Raw genomic sequence first — 19,368 nt, 5'->3', positions numbered from 1 at the left:
GACTCGGCCTCGCGCTCCAGCGGCGCCCCGGGCCGGCTCACCTCGGTGAAGCCCTGGGCCGTCCGCGGCGCGCCGCGCTGCTGGACCGTGTGCGCCAGCTCGTGCGCGAGCAGCCGCATCCCGGCGGGCGTGCGCGGCGAGTACTGCCCCGCCGCGAACACGATGTCCTGCCCGTGCGTGAAGGCCAGCGACTGGAGGTCCTTCGCCGCCGAGGCAGCCCGCCCGTCCGTGTGCACGCGCACCTGGCTGAAGTCGTGCCCGAAGCGCGCCTCCATGTCCGCGCGCGTGCCCGGCTCCAGGGCCTGCCCCGGCGACTCCAGCGCCGGCTGCACCTGGGGGACCAGAGCGGCCGAGGCCGGCTTCGGGCGCACCGGGGCCCGGGCCCTCGTGGCGGGGGCCGTGGGCTTCACCGTTGCCTTCGTCCTGGCCCGAGCCGCCACGCCTGCGCCTCCCGCGCTACGCCAGCACGCCTCGCAGTCCCTTGCCCGGTTCGCCCGGCACCTCCACCGTGCGCACCGGTGCCACGTCTCCCTGGGCGTCGCGCGCGTACACCGTCACCTCACCCGAGCGCGCGTTGGCCACCCACAGCTCCTGTCCCTGCGCATCCAGCGACAGGGCCACCGGCTGGCCCAGCGCCGTGCGCTTGCCCTTGAGCACGCGCAGCGGCTTCACCCCGGCCTCGTCCGAGAGCAGCGCATCCAGCGAGAACACGGCGACGGCATCCGCGCCCGCGTCGGCGACGAAGAGCTCCCGCCGCTCCACGTCCACCGTCAAGCCCGCCGCCCTGCTGAGCTCGAGCTGCTCGCCCGTCCACCGCCGCCGGGGCGCCACGTCGCCGCTGGCGTCCACGTCGAACACGCAGAGGAAGGCCGCCTTCACGGCCCGCGCCCCCGTCGTGGGCCCCAGCAGCGTGCGCCCCGAGCCGGCCACGAAGAGCGCCTGGTGGCGAGGGTCCAGCGCCAGCCCCACCGGCCCGGACAGGCCCGTCTTGCGGCCCGACAGCGTCCGCGCCGGCACGAGGTGGCCCTTCGCGTCGCGCCGGAAGACGGAGACGGAATCGCCGCCGCTGTTGGCGACGAACACCTCGTCGCGCTCCGCGTCCAGCACGAGCGCGCTGGGCGCCTCCAGCCCCTCGCCGGCGGTGACCAGCGGCTTCGCGCCCTCCTCCGCCTTCAGGTCGAAGCGCACCAGCGCGTTGGCGGCCGTGTCCGCCACCAGCAGCTCCGCCCGCTTCAGGTCGCGCGCCATGCCCCAGGCCTGCTTCAGCCCGGTGAACGTGCGCGGCTTCGAGGCCGTGGGCCCGGCCGCCAGCCGTCCCGGGGCCGGACCGGCGAGCGGCGGCGTCCCCGGCAACGTCGTGTGGGGGAGCGTCACCACACCGCCCGTGCCGCCCGTGATGGGTCCGACGCCGATGATGCTGGGGAACAGGGTGAAGAACAGCTCGAAGTCACCGCCCCGCCGCCCATCGCCCGCGTTGGGCAGCCCGATACCGAACGGATTGGTGCTGGACTGGGAGATGACCTCGCCATCCAGGAGCCGGGTCCCATCCGCGGAGCGGATGAAGCCCCCCTTGACGACCAGCCGCACCCGCACGCCGTTGGTATACGCAATGCCCGTCAGCGCGTTGAGCCAGTTCGTGGTCACAGGAGCAGGCATCCAGAGGAGGATGTTGCCATCGGTCCTCGCGGTCCCGATGAGGGTGAAGGTCTGGTAGCCGATGAAACCGGGCATGTTCCCCATGCCGAATCTGCTCCAGGTGTCTCTCCAGTAGGTCAGGTCCGTCGTGGTGAAGGGATAGGGCACGTCCACCTGCATCGAGACGACGAATGGGGGCAGCGAGTCATGCACCTGCAGTCGATCACTGCAGGTGAGACGAATGCCCGGGCTGAACATCTCGCGCCAGAACGTGTACGCGCCGTTGTTCACCAGTTGGGCGATCTGTGGGTTGGCCCACGCGATCTCCGTGATCCGCAGCGAGCCATCATCGCCCGCGCTCTCGGCGATGCTGGCCGTGAAGTGCAGGGGCGGCACCGCGGAGGGCTGGCCCGCGCTGTCCAGCAGCACGGCCTCCACGCGCTGCGTGGGGTTCTGGGCATCCAGCTTCCAGCTCACGCGGGCCACGCCCGCGGCATCCGTGGGGACGTCGAGCACCATGCCCGCCTGCTTGGGGTCATCCCCCCGGCGCAGCAGCGCATCACCGGCGTTGCCCGTGGTGATGCGGAAGCGCACGAGCGCCCAGGACACCGGCGTCTCGCCGGAGACCACCGCCACCTCCAGCGGTGATGGCAGCAGCTGTCCGCGGGGCGCCTGCTGCCCGTCCCCCCCCACGTAGCGGAACGAGCGCACGCTGCACAGCGTGTCCAGCGCCTCCTGCACGGTGGAGGCGCCCGCCAGCGTGGAGCACGCCCCTGGCTGGTAGGCCACGGCCCTGGCGCGGCTCAGGTGCGCGGTGAAGCGCACGGGCAGGTGCACCACCTTCGTGCCCACCTCCAGCCGGGCCACGACCTCCTGGGTGTCGGGGGCCTCGATGTTGCCATCCGGCCGCCAGTACACCTGGGCCACGCCCAACAGCGTGCCGTCCAGCTTCGTGGTGGCGACCACCTCCTTGTCCCAGCCCGTGTCGTTGTTGAGCGACAGCTCGCCGGACTCCGCCGTGAAGCGCACCGTGGCCCCGCCCACCGGCCGCTGGTGCCGCGCCACGCCCACGCGCAGCGGCAGCGGCAGCGGCTCCCCGGGCATCGCCTCCTGCGCGTCCCCGCCGACGTAGGACAGCTCCAACTGGTTGCACAGCGTGTCCAGCGCCTCCTGCACCGTCTGCGCGCCGCCCAGGTTGTCGCAGCCGGGCGAGTAGCCCACGAGGCGCGCCAGGCTCAGCCTCGCGGTGAACACCAGCGGCAGGTGCACGGGCTGGCCCTCCAGCTCCAGCCGCGCCCGCACCTGCTGCGTGGCCGGAGCCTCCACGTTGCCGTCCGGCCGCCAGTACACCTGCGCGATGCCGAGCAGGTCGCCCGTCGCCCCCGTGGTGGCGACCACCTCCTGCGCGCTGTACGTGACGCCATCCAGCGACAGCTGCCCCGTCGTCGTCGTGAAGCGCACCGTCTGGCCGCCCACCGGCAGCTGGTGGCGCGCCACGCCCACGCGCAGCGGCTGATCCAGCGCCCGTCCCGGCAGCACCTCCTGCCCGTCGCCGCCCTCGTAGGACAGCTCCAGCTGGTTGCACAGCGTGTCCAGCGCCTCCTGGACGGTCTTCGCCTCGCTCAGGTTGGCGCAGCCGTGGTGGTAGGCCACGTGGCTGGCCACGCTCAGGCTGGCGCCGTAGCGGATGGGGCCATGCATCTCGCTGCCGTCCTGATCCAGCAGCCGCGCCTCCACCCGCTGGCTGTAGCGGATGCTGTCGGTGGTCCACCCCGTGTCATCCGGCCGCCAGTACACCTCGGCGATGCCGTTCGCGCCGGTGGTGACGGTGAGCGCCGCCGCCGTCGCGCCAGCCCCCGGCTCGGTGGCGAGCACGCCGTTGCCCTCCCCCGTCAGCACGGTGAAGCGCACGCTCGCGCCCGCCACCGGCACCTGCCCGTTGAACACGCCCGCGCGCAGCGGCCGCGCCAGCCACTGGCCCGGCATCGCCTCCTGCCCGTCTCCGCCCGCGTAGAGCAGCGCCTTGAGCTGGGTGAGCGGCGGGAACAGGCGGCGGCAGTCGTGCATCACGGACCAGACGGGCTCCGCGCCTCCCGTGCGCTCGAGCATGGCCAGCGCGCAGTAGTGGTGCTCGGTGCCGTGACGGGCCTCGAACCTCGGGTTGTTCGCGCCGTCACGCGGCCACTCCACGTCCCCCAGCACGGTGCGCGCGGGGATGAGCCAGTAGTCCCCGGTGCGGTAGGTCCCCGGCTTGAACAGCACCTGGATGCCGCTCTCCAGGGTGATCCAGTCCTTCGTGGCGGGCGTCGCGGGAGTGGCGTCGGTGGCCACCTTCAGGACGCCATTGGAGGACACGGTGTCCCAGGCGCGCACCGTGAGCGCGCCCGTGGACGGCGTCCCCACGGGCCACGTCTTCACCGTCAGCCGCGGGCCCGTCACGCTGTCGATCTGGAGCAGCACGCCGGGCTCTCCGCGCAGGACGCGCCCCTCGTCGGTGAGCTCGATCCACTGGTTGGGCATGAAGCGCCGGTAGGCGTCCTTGCCCGGCGCGTCCACGGTGATGAGGCGCAGCGCCGTGTCCACGGACTTCACGCGGCTGGCCAGCACGCCGTTGTCCCGCGACCACTTGAAGGTGGCCGCGCCATCCGCGGAGCCCGCGTCGTGGACCTCCACCCGGTAGAGCTGGTTCTCCAGCCGCCGGTAGCCCGCGCCGGCCGGCACCACGCACGGGTCCGCGCTGCCCTCCTCCGGCTGGGCGCGCGCGGCCAGCTGCCCGGTGCTCGTCAGCGGCGCCGGGGTCCACGCGGGCGTGCCGAACGCCTCGCACGCCTTCGTCAGGTCCGCGCCGGTGACCCGCAGCCACTTCACCTGCCACACGGTGCGCGTGCGCGTGGCCGTGTCCGGACCGCCGAGCGCCACCTCGCGCAGCGAAGGCTCCTCCAGCGCCGTCAGGTGGCGCCGCCACACGTCCAGGTAGAACAGGTACGTGCCGTTCTCGCCAGGCAGGGTGAGGCCCGGCAGGTCCTCCTGGGCGAGCACCGGCGTGTCGGCCTCGTTCTCGCAGAGGATGCCGTCCACGTAGTAGCGCCCATGGCGCACCCAGGGCAGGCCCCCCTGCAGGTAGAGGGCGAAGCCCGTCTCGTTCACGGGCGTGCCCGCCTCCAGGGGCCCTCCCGCACGGCCAATGACGTCCGCCTCCGTCGTCTCATCCAGGTGCGACTGGATGTCGATCTGCTCATTCCAGTCCGCGTCGAGCTGCACCCGGCCCTGCTGCATGCGAACGCCGGAGTAGTGCTTCGCGGGCCGGAAGGTGTTCCGGCTGAAATCGCCCTTCATGGCGTCTCCTCAGGTGACGAAGAAGATCCCCGCCTCGAGTCCGAAGCGCAGGTAGTCCTTCAAGCTGGCGCGCAGGTTGGCCTCGCGCTGGGGTTGTTGCAGGTGGTGGAAAACGCCCATCTCGCCTTCATCACTGGCGCCCCGGCGGATGCCCTCATCCGCGTCCACCAGCAGCTGGCAGTAGCCGGGGTCGCCGTACCGCAGGGAGGTGAAGACGGGCCACACGCGCCGCTCCACCTCCTCCTTCACGTCCGCCGGAGCGTCCTCCGCGTAGGCGGGCTGGCAGCGGAAGCGCGTGGGCACATGCGAGGCCGCCGGAACGTGGCTGAAGCGCATGCACCCCTTCTGCCGCTGCACCACGTCGATCCGCCCGGTGAAGAGCGTGTCGCTGGCCAGCTCCAGCACCGTGGCCTCCACGTCTCCCAGCACCGTGCTCGCCACCACCGTCAGCCGGCCCGCGGCTCCGCTGTCCACGGAAGCCGGGGGCGGCGGCTCCTCGCCGAGCGCCTCCGCCTCCTCCGGCAGCGCCCCGAGCGCCGGGCCCCCCAGGCCGTCCACGATGGAGTCCTCCACGTGGAGCCGCGTCGCCTGTCCCGCGATGAGCGGGCCCGTGATGCACCGGACCAGCGACACCGCGCACGAGCCCACGCCCGCGCCCCGGAGGGTGAGGCTGGGTGCCGCCGGGTCCGCTGGCGAGCCATCCGGCCTCAGCGCGAGCCCGGGCACGAGCGTGCAGTGCCGGAGCGCCAGGGAGGCATCGTCCCCCGCGCGCACGTCCAGGCTGCCGCCCCGCACGATGACGCCGTTGAGCACCGCCTGCGCGCCCGCGTCCAGCCGCACCACGCACGGGGCGCCGGGCACGTCCAGCACCGGGCGCTGGAGGTTGGCGGCCCGCAGCTCCAGCTTCACGCCGGCCGGCACGTGGAGCTGATCGAAGCCGTGGAGGCCGCTGTTCTCGATCTCGATGAGCGCGTCCCGCGCCCGGGCCGCCCCCGCGTTCAGGTCCTGCCACCAGGCGATGAGCGCGTCGCCCACGGTCGCGTGCGAGTGCGGGGCCGTGTTCGAGACGCGGTACACGGCGCGCTGTTCGGCGGGGGGCAGCGTGTCCTGCCGGTCATAGAAGCCGCCCCCCACCTCGCTGCTGAAGCCATACGACCAGGTCGCGTGGAGGAAGTCCGGCGCCTTGCCGGCCGCGAACGCGATGCGGCCGGTGACGGGGTCCACCCCGGCGAGGATGGGCATCTCCACGTCGTTGCCATCCGCGTCCTTGTACGTGAGGTGATCCGGCGGCCGGTGCCAGGTGGACAGGTCGCACAGCAACAGCTTCTCCGGTTCGAGCGCCGCGGAGCCGTTGGACAGGAACAGGGTGAAGGGTGGCGCCGCGCCGAAGTACAGCTCCTCGGGCGACTCGCCCCGCGCCAGCGCCACCCGGCGGGCCTCCAGCTCGTCGAACAGCGGACGGCGGCGCAGCCGGCCGGGCACGTGGATCTCCCCCGACAGCGTCGTGATGGCCGTCTCCGACTGCTGCGGGTTGAACAGCGGCGTGTCGTTGCCCAGCACGCTGAAGCGGAAGAAGCCCGGCCCGTCCACGCCGGGCTCGGAGCCGGGCACCACCGCGGCGGCGGGCGCCCCCTCCACCGGGTACGCCTCCAGCCGCCACAGGAAGACCCCCACGTTCGCCAGGTTGTGCTTGCCCCGCCCGTTGTCGATGTGGCGCACGTCCACGGTGCGCAGGGCGTCCTCGAAGGGCGTGCTCACCCATTCCAGCGCGTTGGCGTCGCGCAGGTCCGGGGTGCGCAGCGCGTGCGGACGGACATGGTTGACGTGCTGCGTGGTGCCCACGTGCTGGAAGAACTCCACCACGTGCGCCGGCCAGCCCGTCACGTCGCGCGCGAGCTGCTCCAGCATCGCCGCGGTCCCCTTGCGCCGCCGGTACGCCAGCGTGTTGGCCACGTAGGCGCGCTGGCTGAACAGCGACGGGGCCACCGGGATGAGGTCCCGCACCCCGAGCAGGTCGCCGATGTACGGCACCACCCACTCCTGGCACGTCTCGATGAACCAGTTGTCGTGCAGCTGGCCGACGTCCTCCTCGACGGCCTGCATCTCGCGCTCGATGATGGCGAGCAGCGCGCGCAGCGGCTCGCCCTGTAGCGCGTCCCGGCTGCGGTAGACGGCCGGCAGCAGCCGGTAGAGCCGGTCCCGCGGAGCCGCGCTCATGGAATCACCTCCAGCACCACGCCCGCGGGTGCCTCATCCAGAAGCAGGAGCTGGGCGGGCAGCGGCTGGACGGGCGTGCCCGGCGCGGCCGGCGCCTGGGGCCACCGGGCCCGGAGCGCCCTCAGCAGCGGCGCCAGCGCCTGCGGCCTGCCCGTGGGGTACAGGGCGTCCAGGTCCACCATCACCACGCCCTGCACGTCCTGCATCACCTGGATGACCTCCGCGGCGCTCACCGCCTGGCCAAAGCTCCGCCTCTCGAAGGAGAAGGCCGTCCGCAGCGCCGCCTCCACCTTCGCCTTCACGTCCTCGGCCAGGTAGCGCGGGTCCACCCGCAGCTTCGCCTTCAGGTTGAAGGGGATGCGCTCGAAGGACTGGTTCGAGGCCACGGCGAACTCCCGCACCGGGTCGTGCAGCTTCGTGAGCGCGCCCACCAGGGACTCATGCAGCGGGGTGCCCGCGTCCACCGAGCCGCCCTTCTGCGAGGCGACGGTGAGGTGCACGAGGATGCGCTCCCCATTGGTCAGGTCCGCGGCCTGCGCCTTGCCGATGCCGGCGAACGTGGAGGCGAAGTCCTCGTAGTCCTGGAGCGACACCACCCGCTCCAGCGTCAGCACCGACGCGGGGGCGTGTGCTCGCGCATCGTCCCGGGACTCGGGGGCCGCGGCGCCGGTGGCGTCCTGGGGATTGGTGACGGCGCGGATGCCCAGCGGCCGCACCCGCAGGAGCGCGAGCTGGCCCGGGTCCACCTCCCCCTCCGGACCGATGCCGGAGCGGTACACCGCCACCACGTTCTCCTGGCCCGGGGGCAGGCGCGCGCCGGCTACGCCGTCGCCGAAGGTCAGGGCCACGGTGCCGTCGTCCTCGTGCCGCACCATGTACACCTGGCTGCGCGGGCCCTGGCCGAACAGCGTGGGCACCTCGTCCCAGCGCACGCCGTTGACGCGCACCTCCAGCGTGCTCTCTCCGCCCGTGGCGGTGGCCGCGGCCACATACGTGAGCGGCGGCTTCTTCAGCGTGAAGCGCTGGTTCTTGCGCGAGCCGTCCCCGCTGCCCAGCACCTCCGTCACCGTCTCGCCGTGCGTGGCCTTCACCACGTTGGCGTAGATGCGCACCGTGGCGCGCACGTACTCGTGGGCCAGCGGCTGCTGCAGCACCAGCAGCGTGCTGGAGCCGCTCTTCGCCGTGCTCGCGACGACGGCCCTCTCGCGCACCGGCGCGCCGCCCGGGTCCGCGGTGCCCTGTCCCTCCACCAGCAGGACATGCCCCGCCGTGAGCCCCTTCACCTCCCGGTCCAGCAACACGGTGCTCCCGCCCACCGGCGCGGTGAGCGGCTTCTCCGCCAGCGGCAGCTCCTCGCTCTGGGCCAGCACCGTGGTGCCGCGCAGCGGGAACCAGGACAGGTGCTCCAGCGCATCCACCTGGAGCCGCGTCACCCGCCCGGTGAGGCCGAAGTCCACGCGCGCGACGGGCTTGGACTCCTGGATGCGGTACAGCTCCACGTAGCTGGCCTTCCGCAGCACCACCCAGCTGCCGGCGACGAGCGACGGGTACTCACGGTCCAGGTCGAACTGGCGCTCGGCGGTGGTCTGGATGTGGAAGTCCGGCCACTCCCCCGTGGGGATCGGATCCTCCCGCTTCTTCTTGAAGAGCGCCCGGATCTGCTCCGGCAGCAGCTTGAAGTCAGCGGCGTTGTAGCCGAAGAGGTTCGCGCGCAGCCGCAGCACGTAGGCGCGGGGGTTCGACGAAGGCTGCACCGCGGGCGACTGGCTGCCCAGCGCATGCTCCCAGGTCACCACGGTGTGGCTGCGCGCCGGGTCCTCGGGGTCCGTCACCAGCGTGGTCCCCAGGACGATGCGCAGATCCCACCGCTCGCTGCCGGGGGACTGCTCCCGCTCGGGGCCCACCAGCAGCAGCGCGTCGCCCACCTGGAGGCCCGTCTGGAGCCCCTGGAGGTAGAGCGTCTTCGTGGTGGTGGAGAAGTCCTGCGGCGTCGTCTGGCGCGGGCGCAGCTCGTTCCACGCGGCGCGAGCCTCCAGCGCCTCCACCGTCTCGAAGGTCTGCGGGCGCTCGTCCTGCCCGGGGATGCTGAGCACCTGCACGCCCTTCGCCACCTGGACGGACGCGGGCGAGCCGGGCGCCGTCTCCACCGTGAAGGCCAGGTACGTGCTGGCGGCCACGCCCGGCTTCAGCTCGTAGCCCACCTCCCGCGCCAGCTCGAGCACGGAGCGGCGCTCCGTGGCGGTGCGCAGGAAGCCCTCGTTGGCGATGCGCTCCTGGTAGAAGGTCAGCACGTCCGCCGCGGTGGCCCACGCGTCCAGCAGCGCGACGGCCGGATCCTCGGGGCTGCGCGTGGTGAGCGCGGCCAGCGGGCGCGAGCCGGCGAAGTCGCCATCCGGCAGGGCCTCGCGAGGAAGCCGCGCCAGCATGCGCTGGAAGAAGCTGGCGTGCGTGCCGATGCGGTACGCGAGCGCGCGCTGTCCCGGGCGGTTGTACAGCGGCGACGGCTCGGCGGAGCCGTCCTCCGCGCAGGCCGCGCAGTCGTCACCCGCGCCTGTCACTGGCGTGCTCACAGGCCCCCCTGCATCTGGAAGTCGAGCTTCCCGTTCTCCGGCTGGCTCGGGTCGTTGTCGAGCCGGGCGATCTCCAGCCGCTCCATGGTGATGAGCCCCTCCGTCCACTCACCGCGAGACACCTGCCCCCACCGGCGGAAGCGGTTGGGCTTGGACGCGGCCTCCTCGGTGTCCACCCACGCCACGCCGGGCACCGCCATGGCGGCGGCGACGATGCGGCTGAGGTACACGGGCTGGCCGAAGGTGAACTGGTCCGGGTGGAAGAAGCCGCGCCGCCCGTCCGGCAAATCCCGGTTGCTGAAGACCTCCAGCAGGGCCGCCTTCACGTTGCTGGCGAGGAAGCCCGGCTGCACGCACACCGTCATCACGATGTCGAGCGGCACGAAGAGGGGCGCCTCGATGCGCAGGTCGTAGCCCGCCAGCCGGAAGCGCTCCAGGAAGGTGGTCAGCGCGCCGGAGAAGGCCGCGTCCACGGGGCGCCCGCCCTTGCGGTCCACGGTGACGAACATGGTGTGCCAGCTGCCCGTCCACCGGAGGCTGCCCACCGCGTGCTGGACCTCGGGGTGGCGCCGGGCCACCTCCGCGTAGTCCGCCTCCGTCACCGCGCGCTGCTGCACGCGGAAGGCCTGCGGCGCGTTGATGCGCACCTGCGCCAGCGACTCCGGCTCCGCGCCGCCCGTGGCGGGCAGCGGGTTGCGCACGCGCAGCACGGCGTTGCGCCAGTCGCCTCCCGCCGGGTGGTACAGCCGGGAGATGGACTCCGCGCCCACGTTGCCCGCCGTGCCATTGCCGATGCGGTAGGTGGCCAGCAGCGTGTCCGCGGCGGGGGGGCGCTCGCCCAGCACGTTGTCGCCAAAGCGCAGCCGCGCGCGGCCGTCCTCCTCCACCTCCGCCACCACCTCCCGGCTGAAGCGCCCGCTGTTGAGCAGCGTGCGGCGCGGCGTCCACGCGCGCCGGCTCTGCTTCTCCTCCAGCCAGACGGCCGGCAGCACGTCCTCCATGTCCCAGCGCATGGCCGCCGCCGCGGAGGCCCTGGGGTCCACCGCCCGCCGCCCGTCCGGCGCCCGCCCCGCCTGCGTCAGCGGACCGCGCGCCAGCCGGGGCCGGTAGCGCCCCTCGGCGGGCACGGCCAGCAGCTTCTCGCCGTGCACGGTGCGCCCGTGGTCCACCAGCACCACGTTGCCGCGCGCCACGCTCACCGGCGCCTTCTTGCCCGGCGCGGGTCCTCCGCCGCCCTCGCCCGTGAGCGTGGGGGCCGGCACCTCCACCTCCCACAGGCACAGCTCGAAGGGCAGCGCGTCCTCCGAGCCCCACTCGATCTCCACCACCTGCTGCTTCAGGAGCGGGTCCTCGGTGAAGGTCACCTTCGTGAGCCGCACGGCGTGGCGGCGGGACGGGTCCGCGTCCTCCACCCGGCCCGTGGTGGCGCTGCGCACCTCTTCCAGGAGGAGCACCTGCCCCACCGCGAGCTTCTTCAGCGCGTCGTCCGTGTTGAGCAGCGTGGCGGCGGTGGCGCCCTCGGGCAGGCAGCACTTGTCCTCGCCCCACGTGTGGAAGCGCAGCTCGCCGTGCTTCCAATAGACGCGGACGTCGTGCAGGGACTCGAAGACCTCGGCCCCCTCGCTCAGCGCGACGGCGAGCTGGGCCTCATCCAGCACCCGGGGCCCGGCCGTGGTGGTGGTGAGGAACGTCGTCCCCGGCGTCTTCTCCGTGGGCCCCTTCAGCTCCAGGCCGTCCGCGCCCTCCATCACCTCCACCGTCACCCACGCCCGGGCGTTGCAGCCGTCGTGCATGGGGTAGTCCAAGAGCCGCGCGTGGCGCCGCACGGAGGTGCGCCTGCGCGCGGTGCCCAGGTACGCCTCGGTGGCCGCCGCGTCCTGGTAGTAGCTCAAGGAGTCGGCCGCGTAGGCCATCACCTCCACCAGCGCCACGCCCAGGTCCGCCGCGTTGCGCTCCTGCCACTGCGGAGACACCTGCGACAGCCGGTCCAGCAACAGCCGCCGGAAGCTGGAGAAGTCGCGGGTGAGGTAGTCGATCTGCGGGTCCTCGCCCGGCGGAGGCGGCCCCACCCGGGGGGGCGCGCAGTCGAACTCGCTGGGGCACTCCACCTTGAAGGTGAACTCCACCCGGGACAGCGGCGCGTCGAAGCCGTCCGGCGGCACCGTGTCCGCCAGCGAGCGGCGCAGCGCGAGCGCGTACGTGGAGAAGTCCCCCACGGAGTCCGTGCGCACCACCAGCCACTCGCGCGCGTCCGGCCGCGCCTGCTCCGCGCTCCACGCTCCGCCGTCCGTGCCCGCCGGGATCTGGTCCAGGCGGTGCGCCCACACCACGCCCACCTCCTTCAGGCGCACCCCGCCTTCAATCGTGACGTTGTCGGCGGTGAGGGCGCCGGGCAGCTCCTTGAAGAAGTGCACCCAGAGGGTCTTCTGGCGCTCCACGCCCAGCGCGGTGGCCTCGGCGTCCAGCACCTCCAGGTAGTCGATGCCGTTGAACCCGGAGCCCGGGGCCGCGACGAGCTGGCGCCGCCGCTCACTCTTGCAGACGTAGCGCTCGCCCATGGTCACGTCCCCCGGGACCACTGCGCCACCTGGCGCTGCTGGGTGCGGCGCACCACGTACCGCACCGTCACCTGCAGCGTGCCTTCCACGCTGAGCACGTCCACGGCCTCCACCTGGATGAGGTCTCCCAGGAATTGTTGAAGCGCGCCCTGCACCAGGAACTGGGTGGCGGTGGCCAGCTCCCCGCTGTTGGGCGCGAAGACGAGCTGCGACAGGCCCGTGCCGAACGTGGGCCGGTTCACCCGCTCGCCGGGCGCGGTGAACAGCACCTGCTCAATGAGGTGCCGCACGTGCGTGTCCAGGTCCGCGTCGGCCGTGCGGCCACGTCCATCAATGCGGAACGGAAAGCCGATCTGCATGTCAGGTCCCCTTCACCCGGACTTGGGTCATCACGACCTGCGGCGGGCCCGCGGGCGCCTGCGTCACCGTGAACGTCAGGCCCGAGCTGGACTGGAGGATGACGGGCTGTCCCCCCACGCGGACCCGGACCGCGGGCACCAGCCACTTCACCTGGAGGCACGGACCGGGAGGCGGGTTCGGCGGAATCGGGCAGCCGGACACCATGTACATGTCCGCCAGGGTGGCCACCGGCTGGCCGCCCACCTTCACCCGCGGGTTGCCGGGGGAGACCTGCACCTGGCCCGCGTGGGGGCACATCACCGTGGCGCCGACGTGGAGGAGGAATCCAGGCATGGCTCACATCACCTCGAGCGCGCCGTTGTTGATGTTGACGCCCGTGGGGCCGAGCTTCACGTTGGCCGCGCCGAACGACAGCTCGATGCCGGTGGCGCTCAGCACCGCCTTCGTCGTGCCGCCCTGGGACAGCTCGATGCCCTGCGAGTTGAAGACGGCCTTCAGCGGCATGGCCACCACCGGAGGGCTCACTTCAATCGTGAGCCCGCCCGCGCCGGGCATGTCGCTCAGCGTGAGGGTGATGCCATCCGTCTTCCACACCTTCATCTGGGGCACGGCGGGCTGGGCGGGAGCCTCGCCCTCGCCCCAGAAGCAGCCGGCCCAGATGGGGTAGTTCGGGTCGCCGCGCTCGAACTCCACCCAGACCTTGGCCCCCGTGGGCGGCACGGCGAAGAAGCCCACGCTCCTGCCGCCATAGGGCAGGCAGGGCATGGCCCAGGAGAGCTGGCTGTCGCCCAGCACGGAGGGCACCTTCACCTGGACGCGGCCCTGCATCAGCGGGTCGATGTTGTTGACCACCTCGCCGCGGTATTTCCCGTAGTACGTGCTCATGGAGGCACCACCGGTGTGAGCGCCCCGAGCCCCTCGCGCGTGAGGGTGAAGCGCTGTTTGTATTCGCCGACGCGGATGGAGTGCGTGACGTTCTTCACGTAGTAGAAGCCGTCGTGCGTCCACCCCACCCCGCGCACGCCCACGAGCCCGCGGGGGCGCAGGAGGTTGCCGTAGCGCAGGGCATTCAGTTCGCCCGAGGCGGTGAGCACCTTGTCCGTGGACGCGTCCGTCATGGCCTGCGCCTGGGCGTAGGCGGCCACGTAGCTGGTGCCGTCCGGCACCTCCAGCAGCGTCTTGCGCACGTTCGGCTGGTGCACCAGCACCGCGGGCATCGCCGCCAGCGGCGGCAGGCGCGTGCTGATGAACGTCTCCACCGGGATGGCCCTGCCGAACACCATCGCCTTGCCGGACACGGTGGTGGCCTCCAGCGCGTTGTACTGGAAGCTGATGGAGTCCACGTTGGTCTGCGCGCCCATGTTCACCGACAGCGCCGGCTGCGGGACGCCGGTGCGGATGGGCGGGCCCCAGTACGCCTTGTTCATCAGCGGCGCCGGGCCCGGCTCCACGTAGAAGACGTAGCCGAAGCGGCGGGCCATCTCCTGGAGGTACGCGTAGTCCGTGCCCCGGAACACCGGCGAGCGCACCACCGGCAGCGGCACGTCCAGCGTGGGCGGCGGCAGCACCGTGGGCAGCAGCTGGTACTTCGAGTACCCGAGGATGAGCCGCGCGGCGATGATGGGCTCCACCTGCGCGGGGTGCTCGTGGACCTTCTGCTCCAGGTCCATCATCGTGCTCACGTCCTCGCCGGTGACGGTGAGCGTGGAGGCTCCGGGCTGCTCGGACGGCGTGAGCTGCCGGTGGGTGATGACGCCGTCGAAGAGCACCTGCGGCACCACGTTGAACGTCACCACCAGCACCACGCGGTTGAAGGGCTGCAGCAGCGGGTTGGACAAAAGCCCGAAGTCCACCAGGCTCAGCGGTCCCGCGCGGCCCACGCTGAAGGTGAGCTGGAAGCCGGAGCGGCCCTCGTCGTTGTGGGTGACCTCCACGCCCTGCAGCGCCTCGACGAGCGGCTGCGGCGCGGGCACCGGCACCGCCGGACCCACCATCAGCAGGAGGTTGACGCCCAGCAGTCCCATGGTCGCTCAGAACTCCGGCATGGCGATGCGGACCACCGCCCCCGGCTCCTCCATGACGTCGAACGGGTTGAGCACGTCGTTGGCGTCACACACGCGCCAGAACTGCTCCGGGTCTCCCAGCGTGCGGGCCGTCAGCAGGTCCAGGCGGTCCCCTTCCGTGACGGTGACCTCGGCCAGCAGCCGCATCTCCTGTCCGGACGGCAGGAAGCGGCGGCGCTTGTACGCGACCACCCGCCCATCCGGCAGGGTGAGCGTCACGGTCTCCAGCGAGGCGTAGCGGCTGGTGGGTTCGAACATGGGCGGGTCACCTCGGCAGCGCGCCGGCAGCGCCACTGACGCTGCCAACGACGGCCATGGCCTCCTTGATGACCTGGTGGGAGAAGAAGAGGGCGAAGCCCGGATGCGTCACGGGCAGGTCGTTGTACGTGAGCACCCGCAGCGCCAGGGACACCCGGGCCCGGATGGGGTTGAGCGACGGATCGTAGGCCTCCTCGGTGATGGAGAACTCCGTGAGCTTCACCGGCACCACGCGCTTGGGCCCCCAGACGAACAGCGTCAGGGTGGCCACGTTGGGAAGCACCTCGAGCACGCCCGTCTTCATCAGCGTGGAGTTGAGGAGCACCTGCGCCGTCTTCGGATAGACGAGCATCTCCAGCGCCGACAGCTGCGGGTAGATGCCCAGGCTGGTGGCGACGGCGTTGGCCGACTCGAGCTGGTCCGTGGCGTCGATCTCCACGTCCAGCTTGATGGTTTCGATGGGCGGGCCCTTGAGGCGCTGCGCCTCCGTGCGGTCGCCGCTGTCGCCCGCCATCTGGGGCTGCAGCGTCCGCGTCATCGTGTCCGGGTTGTACTGGAACACGACGACGCTGGAGACGGGGTTCATCGGGTCCAAGCCAATGATGGCGCCGCGCTGCGTGCGCGGGGTGCGGGGGAAGGTGCTCATCGTCCCTGGCCTCCTCCCGCCAGGCCCGAGTACACGGCCCGGGCCACGCTCGCGCCCGTCGCCTCCGGCGAGGCCCCGGGCGTCACGGAGATGGCGCCCACGTCCAGCCGCGACGCCAGGGCGGCGGCGTCCACGCCGGACGGCAGGCCCTGCTCGGCCAGCAGCCGGGACAGCTCCTCGCGCACGGCCTCGCCCACCCGGTGGCGGTGCGCGGACGGCACGCCGTGCAGCACCAGCTCGTCGATGTGCAGCGCGATGCGTTGCGGCCTCATACCCACCCCGCGATCTCGGCTTCCGCCAAGGGCTTGTCCAACTTGCTGAACTCGGCGCGCACCGCGCGCTGCAGGTGCGCCATGCGCACGGGCTCTCCGGCGTCCGCGGCCAGGAAGGCGGCGTTGAGGGCGATGGTGCGGATGTTGCCGCCCGTGACGCTCAGCCGCGCCAGCCGCGCCACCTCCAGCGACTCGGTGGGCGCGGACGGCGGGAACATGCGGCGCCAGATCTCCGCGCGCTGGGCGGAGTCCGGGAACGGGAACTGCACCACGAAGCGCAGGCGGCGGAGGAACGCGGTGTCCAGCGCGTCCTTCATGTTCGTGGTGAGGATGGCCAGGCCGCTGTACGCCTCCATCTGCTGCAAGAGGTAGCTGACCTCGATGTTGGCGTAGCGGTCGTGGCTGTCCTTCACCTCGGTGCGCTTGCCGAAGAGGGCGTCCGCCTCGTCGAACAGCAGGATGGCGCCGCCCTCCTGCGCGGCCTCGAACACGCGGCGCAGGTTCTTCTCCGTCTCGCCAATGTACTTGCTGACCACCTGCGACAGGTCGATGCGGAACAGGTCCAGCCCCAGCTCGCGCGCCAGCACCTCGGCCGCCATCGTCTTGCCCGTGCCGCTGGCGCCGGAGAACAGCGCGCTGATGCCCAGGCCGCGGGAGCCCTGCGCCGCGAAGCCCCACGTCTCGTACACGCGCACGCGCTGCCGCACGCACGCGGCCACCTGCCGCAGCAGCGTCTTCTGGAGCTCGGGCAGCACCAGGTCGTCCCAGCCGGCGGAGGGCTCGATGCGCTGGGCCAGGTCCTCCAGCCCGGGGCGCGCCTGGAGCCGGCACGCGGACCACAGCGCCTCCCCCGCCGGAGCGCCGTCCGCGTCGCCGGCCACCTGGCGCACCTCGGCGCCCGCGGCGCGGATGGAGCGCATGGACAGGTCGAACTGGGACACGACGCGCTCCAGCGCCCCGTTCACCCGCTCCGAGGCGGGCCCGAGCGCCTGGTGCCACAGCACGCGCTGCTCCTCGCGGGTGGGCCGCCGCACGTCCAGGTGCAGCACCGGCCGGCCGCGCAGCCGCAGGGGCTCGCGGGTGGAGAGGAGGACGAGCCCCTCGGCACGCTCGGCGAAGGAGGCCGCGGCGCGCAGCCCCTCGGCGCCCGCCGCGTCATCACACTCCAGCAGCAGGCCGCTGCCGGCCAGCAGGGCCTCGCGCTCCCACAGCCGGCCGAGCGCCGCGCGCTCCTCCAGCGGCGCGGGCAGGTGCGACGCCCGGAGGGTATGCAGGGTGAGCCCCAGCGCGGCGCACGCGGCGGAGGCGACGGCCTGCGCGCCCTCCGCCTCCGGGCCGCACAGCTGCACCACCAGGCCGCCGTCCAGGCCCGGGCCCTGCTCCCACGCGCGCTGGATGCGGCCCACCAGCGCCTCGTGCGAGGCAGGCAGCGCGGCGGCCGGGGGCACCGGGGACACGAGGTCGCGCAACCGCCGGTCCAGGTACGACAGCCCGGCCAGGTAGTGCAGCACGCGCTCGTCGACGCGCAGCGCGCCGTGGGTCAGCCCCTCCCCGGGCATCACGGTGACGAGCTCCCAGCGGCGCAGCGGAGCCACCGGGGTGAGCGCGCTCCAGTGGGCGTCCGGCAGCGCCACGAGCGCCAGGCCGAAGGTGGCGAAGGCGCGGCGCGGATCGCCCTGCGCGCTGGCGCACACCGCGCCGAAGCCCGAGTCCAGCTCCACGCCCGCGCAGCACAGCAGCACGTCGCGCTCGAAGGAGGACAGCCCGAAGGCCGCCACCAGCACGTCCAGCGCGGGAGGCGCGGGCATCGAGGCCTGCGCCCCGGCGAGCGCCGCGCGGGCCGCGTCCACGTCGTCCGCGCCCTCGGGCACGGCCGCTCCGGAGGCCCGCGCGTGCCGCGACAGGTGCGCCCGCACCACGCCCAGCGCCGCGGTGAGGTGGCGCTGGTTGGCCTGCGGCCACCGCGCCTCCGGCAAGGGCGCGCTCATGGCAGGACCACCCGCTGCGAGGGGTCGAACACCGGCGGCGACACGCTGCGGTCCACGCGCAGCGAGTCCACGCCATCCACGCGCACCCGCACGTAGTGCTCACCCGTGGGCGCATCCGGCACGCTGAAGGCCAGCGTCCCCACCGGGCCCACGCGCGCGGGAGCGGGCACCTCGCGCTCGCCGAGCAGCAGGGACACGCGCTGCTCCACCCGCGCTTGAGGCTCGAAGTGGACGGTGAGCGTCACCGAGCCGTCCGGGGCCCGGGGCGACACGGCGGCGCTGGTGATGCGCGGGGCCAGCGCCAGCGGCAGCGCATTGGTGGTGCGGACCGGATCGCTCCCACGCTGGATGACGGCGGCCACGGAATACATGCCCGCGGGCCAGGCCACCGCGTCGTTGGGGAGGACCACGGAGAGCCGCGCGGCGGTGAGGTCCGAGGCCGCGACCTCCACGGGCGCCGTCCACTGCGGGTGGTTGAAGCGCACGCGCACCAGGTCCCCGGCGAGGTTCGTCCCCTGGAGGACCACCGTCTCCCCCAGCCGCGCTCCCGTGTACGGGTCCGCCGGGAGGACGCCCTCCAGCACCGGGAAGGGCGCGGGGAGGCCCGCCCGCGCGGAGATGCGGCTGGTCAGCACGGGCAGCGGCGCGCGCTGGGCCCTCGTGCTCTCGATGAGGACGGCGGACACCTGGTAGACGACGGAGATGCGGTACTGCGTCTGGAAGGCCGTCCACAGCTTGGAGACGTCCTCCAGGGACAGCGTCTCCGGCGTGAGGCGCACGCGCTCCACCTGCTTGTACAGGTCGTTGCCAGTCAGGGCGGTGCGGATCTCCTCCGGGCCCAGCACCGCGTGGTCGTGGAGCACGAGCATCGCCCTGCCGAGCAGCGAGTGGCTGGCGATGTCGTCGTCGGCCGGGGCGTACGCGGTGAGCATGTAGCCCAGCCGCAGCGCGAGCGGTGGGAAGCCCCCCTCGTTCGTCCGCCCCGGCGTGGGCAGCTCCATGTTGCGCAGGGCCGCGTTGTGGCTCACCTGGAAGAGGAAGAGGTTGAGCTGATGGTTCGTCGCCTCGCTGTCGCGCGCCTTGTCCGGCGGCAGCGTCGTGACGTCGATGTCCGGCGTCTCGCCCTGGATGTGGTTGAACAGCAGGGTGCGCAGCGTGGCGGTGACCGCCGCGATGGACAGCGCGTTGCTCATCGCCCCCCTCCGTTGCGGCGCCGCAGGTATTCGTCGAGCGACAACGAAGGCGAGGTGCGCGCCGGAGCCGGTCTCGCGGGGGCGGGCGGTGTGACGGCCCGCACCTCGATGCGGCCGATGGTCACCTGCACCACGGGCGCGGGTGCGCTCTCCAGAGCCTGGACGCCGTGCGCGGAGCCCCCGCGCTCCGCCTGGACCGGGAACGAAGGCACCCGCGCGGCCGCCGGGAACTCCGCGCCTCGCTCGGGGGCATCCGCACCGCGGGCGCGCAC

15 protein-coding genes are annotated in these 19,368 nt (G+C 72.8%); all 15 read right to left on the bottom strand.

Going from position 1 to position 19,368, the window contains the following annotated elements:
• Positions 1-410 (bottom strand): DUF4157 domain-containing protein (locus D7X55_RS17170; RefSeq protein ID WP_199746996.1); only part of this gene is annotated, 410 nt, incomplete at its 3' end.
• A 46-nt stretch (positions 411-456) separates the two neighbouring features.
• Positions 457-4,971: a DUF6519 domain-containing protein gene (locus D7X55_RS17165; protein WP_121723613.1), complete on the bottom strand. Its 4,515-nt coding sequence runs from the start codon at positions 4,969-4,971 to the stop codon at positions 457-459.
• A 9-nt stretch (positions 4,972-4,980) separates the two neighbouring features.
• Positions 4,981-7,188 (bottom strand): phage tail protein, encoded by a 2,208-nt coding sequence (locus tag D7X55_RS17160; protein ID WP_121723612.1) that lies wholly within the window; start codon positions 7,186-7,188, stop codon positions 4,981-4,983.
• Positions 7,185-9,758 (bottom strand): putative baseplate assembly protein, encoded by a 2,574-nt coding sequence (locus tag D7X55_RS17155; protein ID WP_199746995.1) that lies wholly within the window; start codon positions 9,756-9,758, stop codon positions 7,185-7,187. The genes D7X55_RS17160 and D7X55_RS17155 overlap by 4 nt, the downstream gene beginning before the upstream one ends.
• Positions 9,755-12,316: a putative baseplate assembly protein gene (locus D7X55_RS17150; protein WP_121723615.1), complete on the bottom strand. Its 2,562-nt coding sequence runs from the start codon at positions 12,314-12,316 to the stop codon at positions 9,755-9,757. The genes D7X55_RS17155 and D7X55_RS17150 overlap by 4 nt, the downstream gene beginning before the upstream one ends.
• Before the next feature lie 2 nt (positions 12,317-12,318).
• A complete protein-coding gene (locus tag D7X55_RS17145; protein WP_120549482.1) occupies positions 12,319-12,675 on the bottom strand; it encodes a GPW/gp25 family protein in 357 nt (118 codons plus the stop codon).
• Between the two features lies 1 nt (position 12,676).
• Complete coding sequence (locus D7X55_RS17140; RefSeq protein ID WP_120549481.1) at positions 12,677-13,009, bottom strand: hypothetical protein; 333 nt, start codon at positions 13,007-13,009, stop codon at positions 12,677-12,679.
• Between the two features lie 3 nt (positions 13,010-13,012).
• Entirely contained in the window at positions 13,013-13,561 is a 549-nt protein-coding gene (locus D7X55_RS17135; RefSeq protein WP_120549480.1) for a phage baseplate assembly protein V, read from the bottom strand.
• Positions 13,558-14,700 (bottom strand): hypothetical protein, encoded by a 1,143-nt coding sequence (locus D7X55_RS17130; protein ID WP_121723611.1) that lies wholly within the window; start codon positions 14,698-14,700, stop codon positions 13,558-13,560. The genes D7X55_RS17135 and D7X55_RS17130 overlap by 4 nt, the downstream gene beginning before the upstream one ends.
• Before the next feature lie 6 nt (positions 14,701-14,706).
• Positions 14,707-14,997 carry a hypothetical protein gene (locus tag D7X55_RS17125; RefSeq protein WP_121723614.1) on the bottom strand — a complete coding sequence of 97 codons (291 nt, stop codon included), beginning with the start codon at positions 14,995-14,997 and terminating at the stop codon, positions 14,707-14,709.
• Positions 14,998-15,004: 7 nt separating this feature from the next.
• The gene (locus D7X55_RS17120) at positions 15,005-15,643 is read right to left on the bottom strand and encodes a hypothetical protein (protein WP_120549478.1); all 639 of its coding nucleotides are present in this window, start codon (positions 15,641-15,643) and stop codon (positions 15,005-15,007) included.
• The gene (locus D7X55_RS17115; protein WP_120549477.1) at positions 15,640-15,915 is read right to left on the bottom strand and encodes a hypothetical protein; all 276 of its coding nucleotides are present in this window, start codon (positions 15,913-15,915) and stop codon (positions 15,640-15,642) included. The genes D7X55_RS17120 and D7X55_RS17115 overlap by 4 nt, the downstream gene beginning before the upstream one ends.
• Positions 15,912-17,903: an ATP-binding protein gene (locus D7X55_RS17110; RefSeq protein ID WP_121723610.1), complete on the bottom strand. Its 1,992-nt coding sequence runs from the start codon at positions 17,901-17,903 to the stop codon at positions 15,912-15,914. Before D7X55_RS17110 ends, D7X55_RS17115 begins: the two co-directional genes overlap by 4 nt.
• On the bottom strand, positions 17,900-19,096 hold the full coding sequence (locus D7X55_RS17105; RefSeq protein WP_121723609.1) for a DUF4255 domain-containing protein: 1,197 nt from the start codon (positions 19,094-19,096) through the stop codon (positions 17,900-17,902). Before D7X55_RS17105 ends, D7X55_RS17110 begins: the two co-directional genes overlap by 4 nt.
• On the bottom strand, positions 19,093-19,368 hold a 276-nt coding region (locus D7X55_RS43380; RefSeq protein WP_199746994.1), incomplete at its 5' end, for a hypothetical protein. The genes D7X55_RS17105 and D7X55_RS43380, both read right to left, overlap by 4 nt.

Origin of the sequence: Corallococcus sp. AB049A (genome assembly GCF_003668885.1) — a bacterium.
In the GTDB taxonomy this organism is placed as follows: domain Bacteria; phylum Myxococcota; class Myxococcia; order Myxococcales; family Myxococcaceae; genus Corallococcus; species Corallococcus interemptor.
This window is presented reverse-complemented; position numbering and strand designations above follow the sequence as displayed.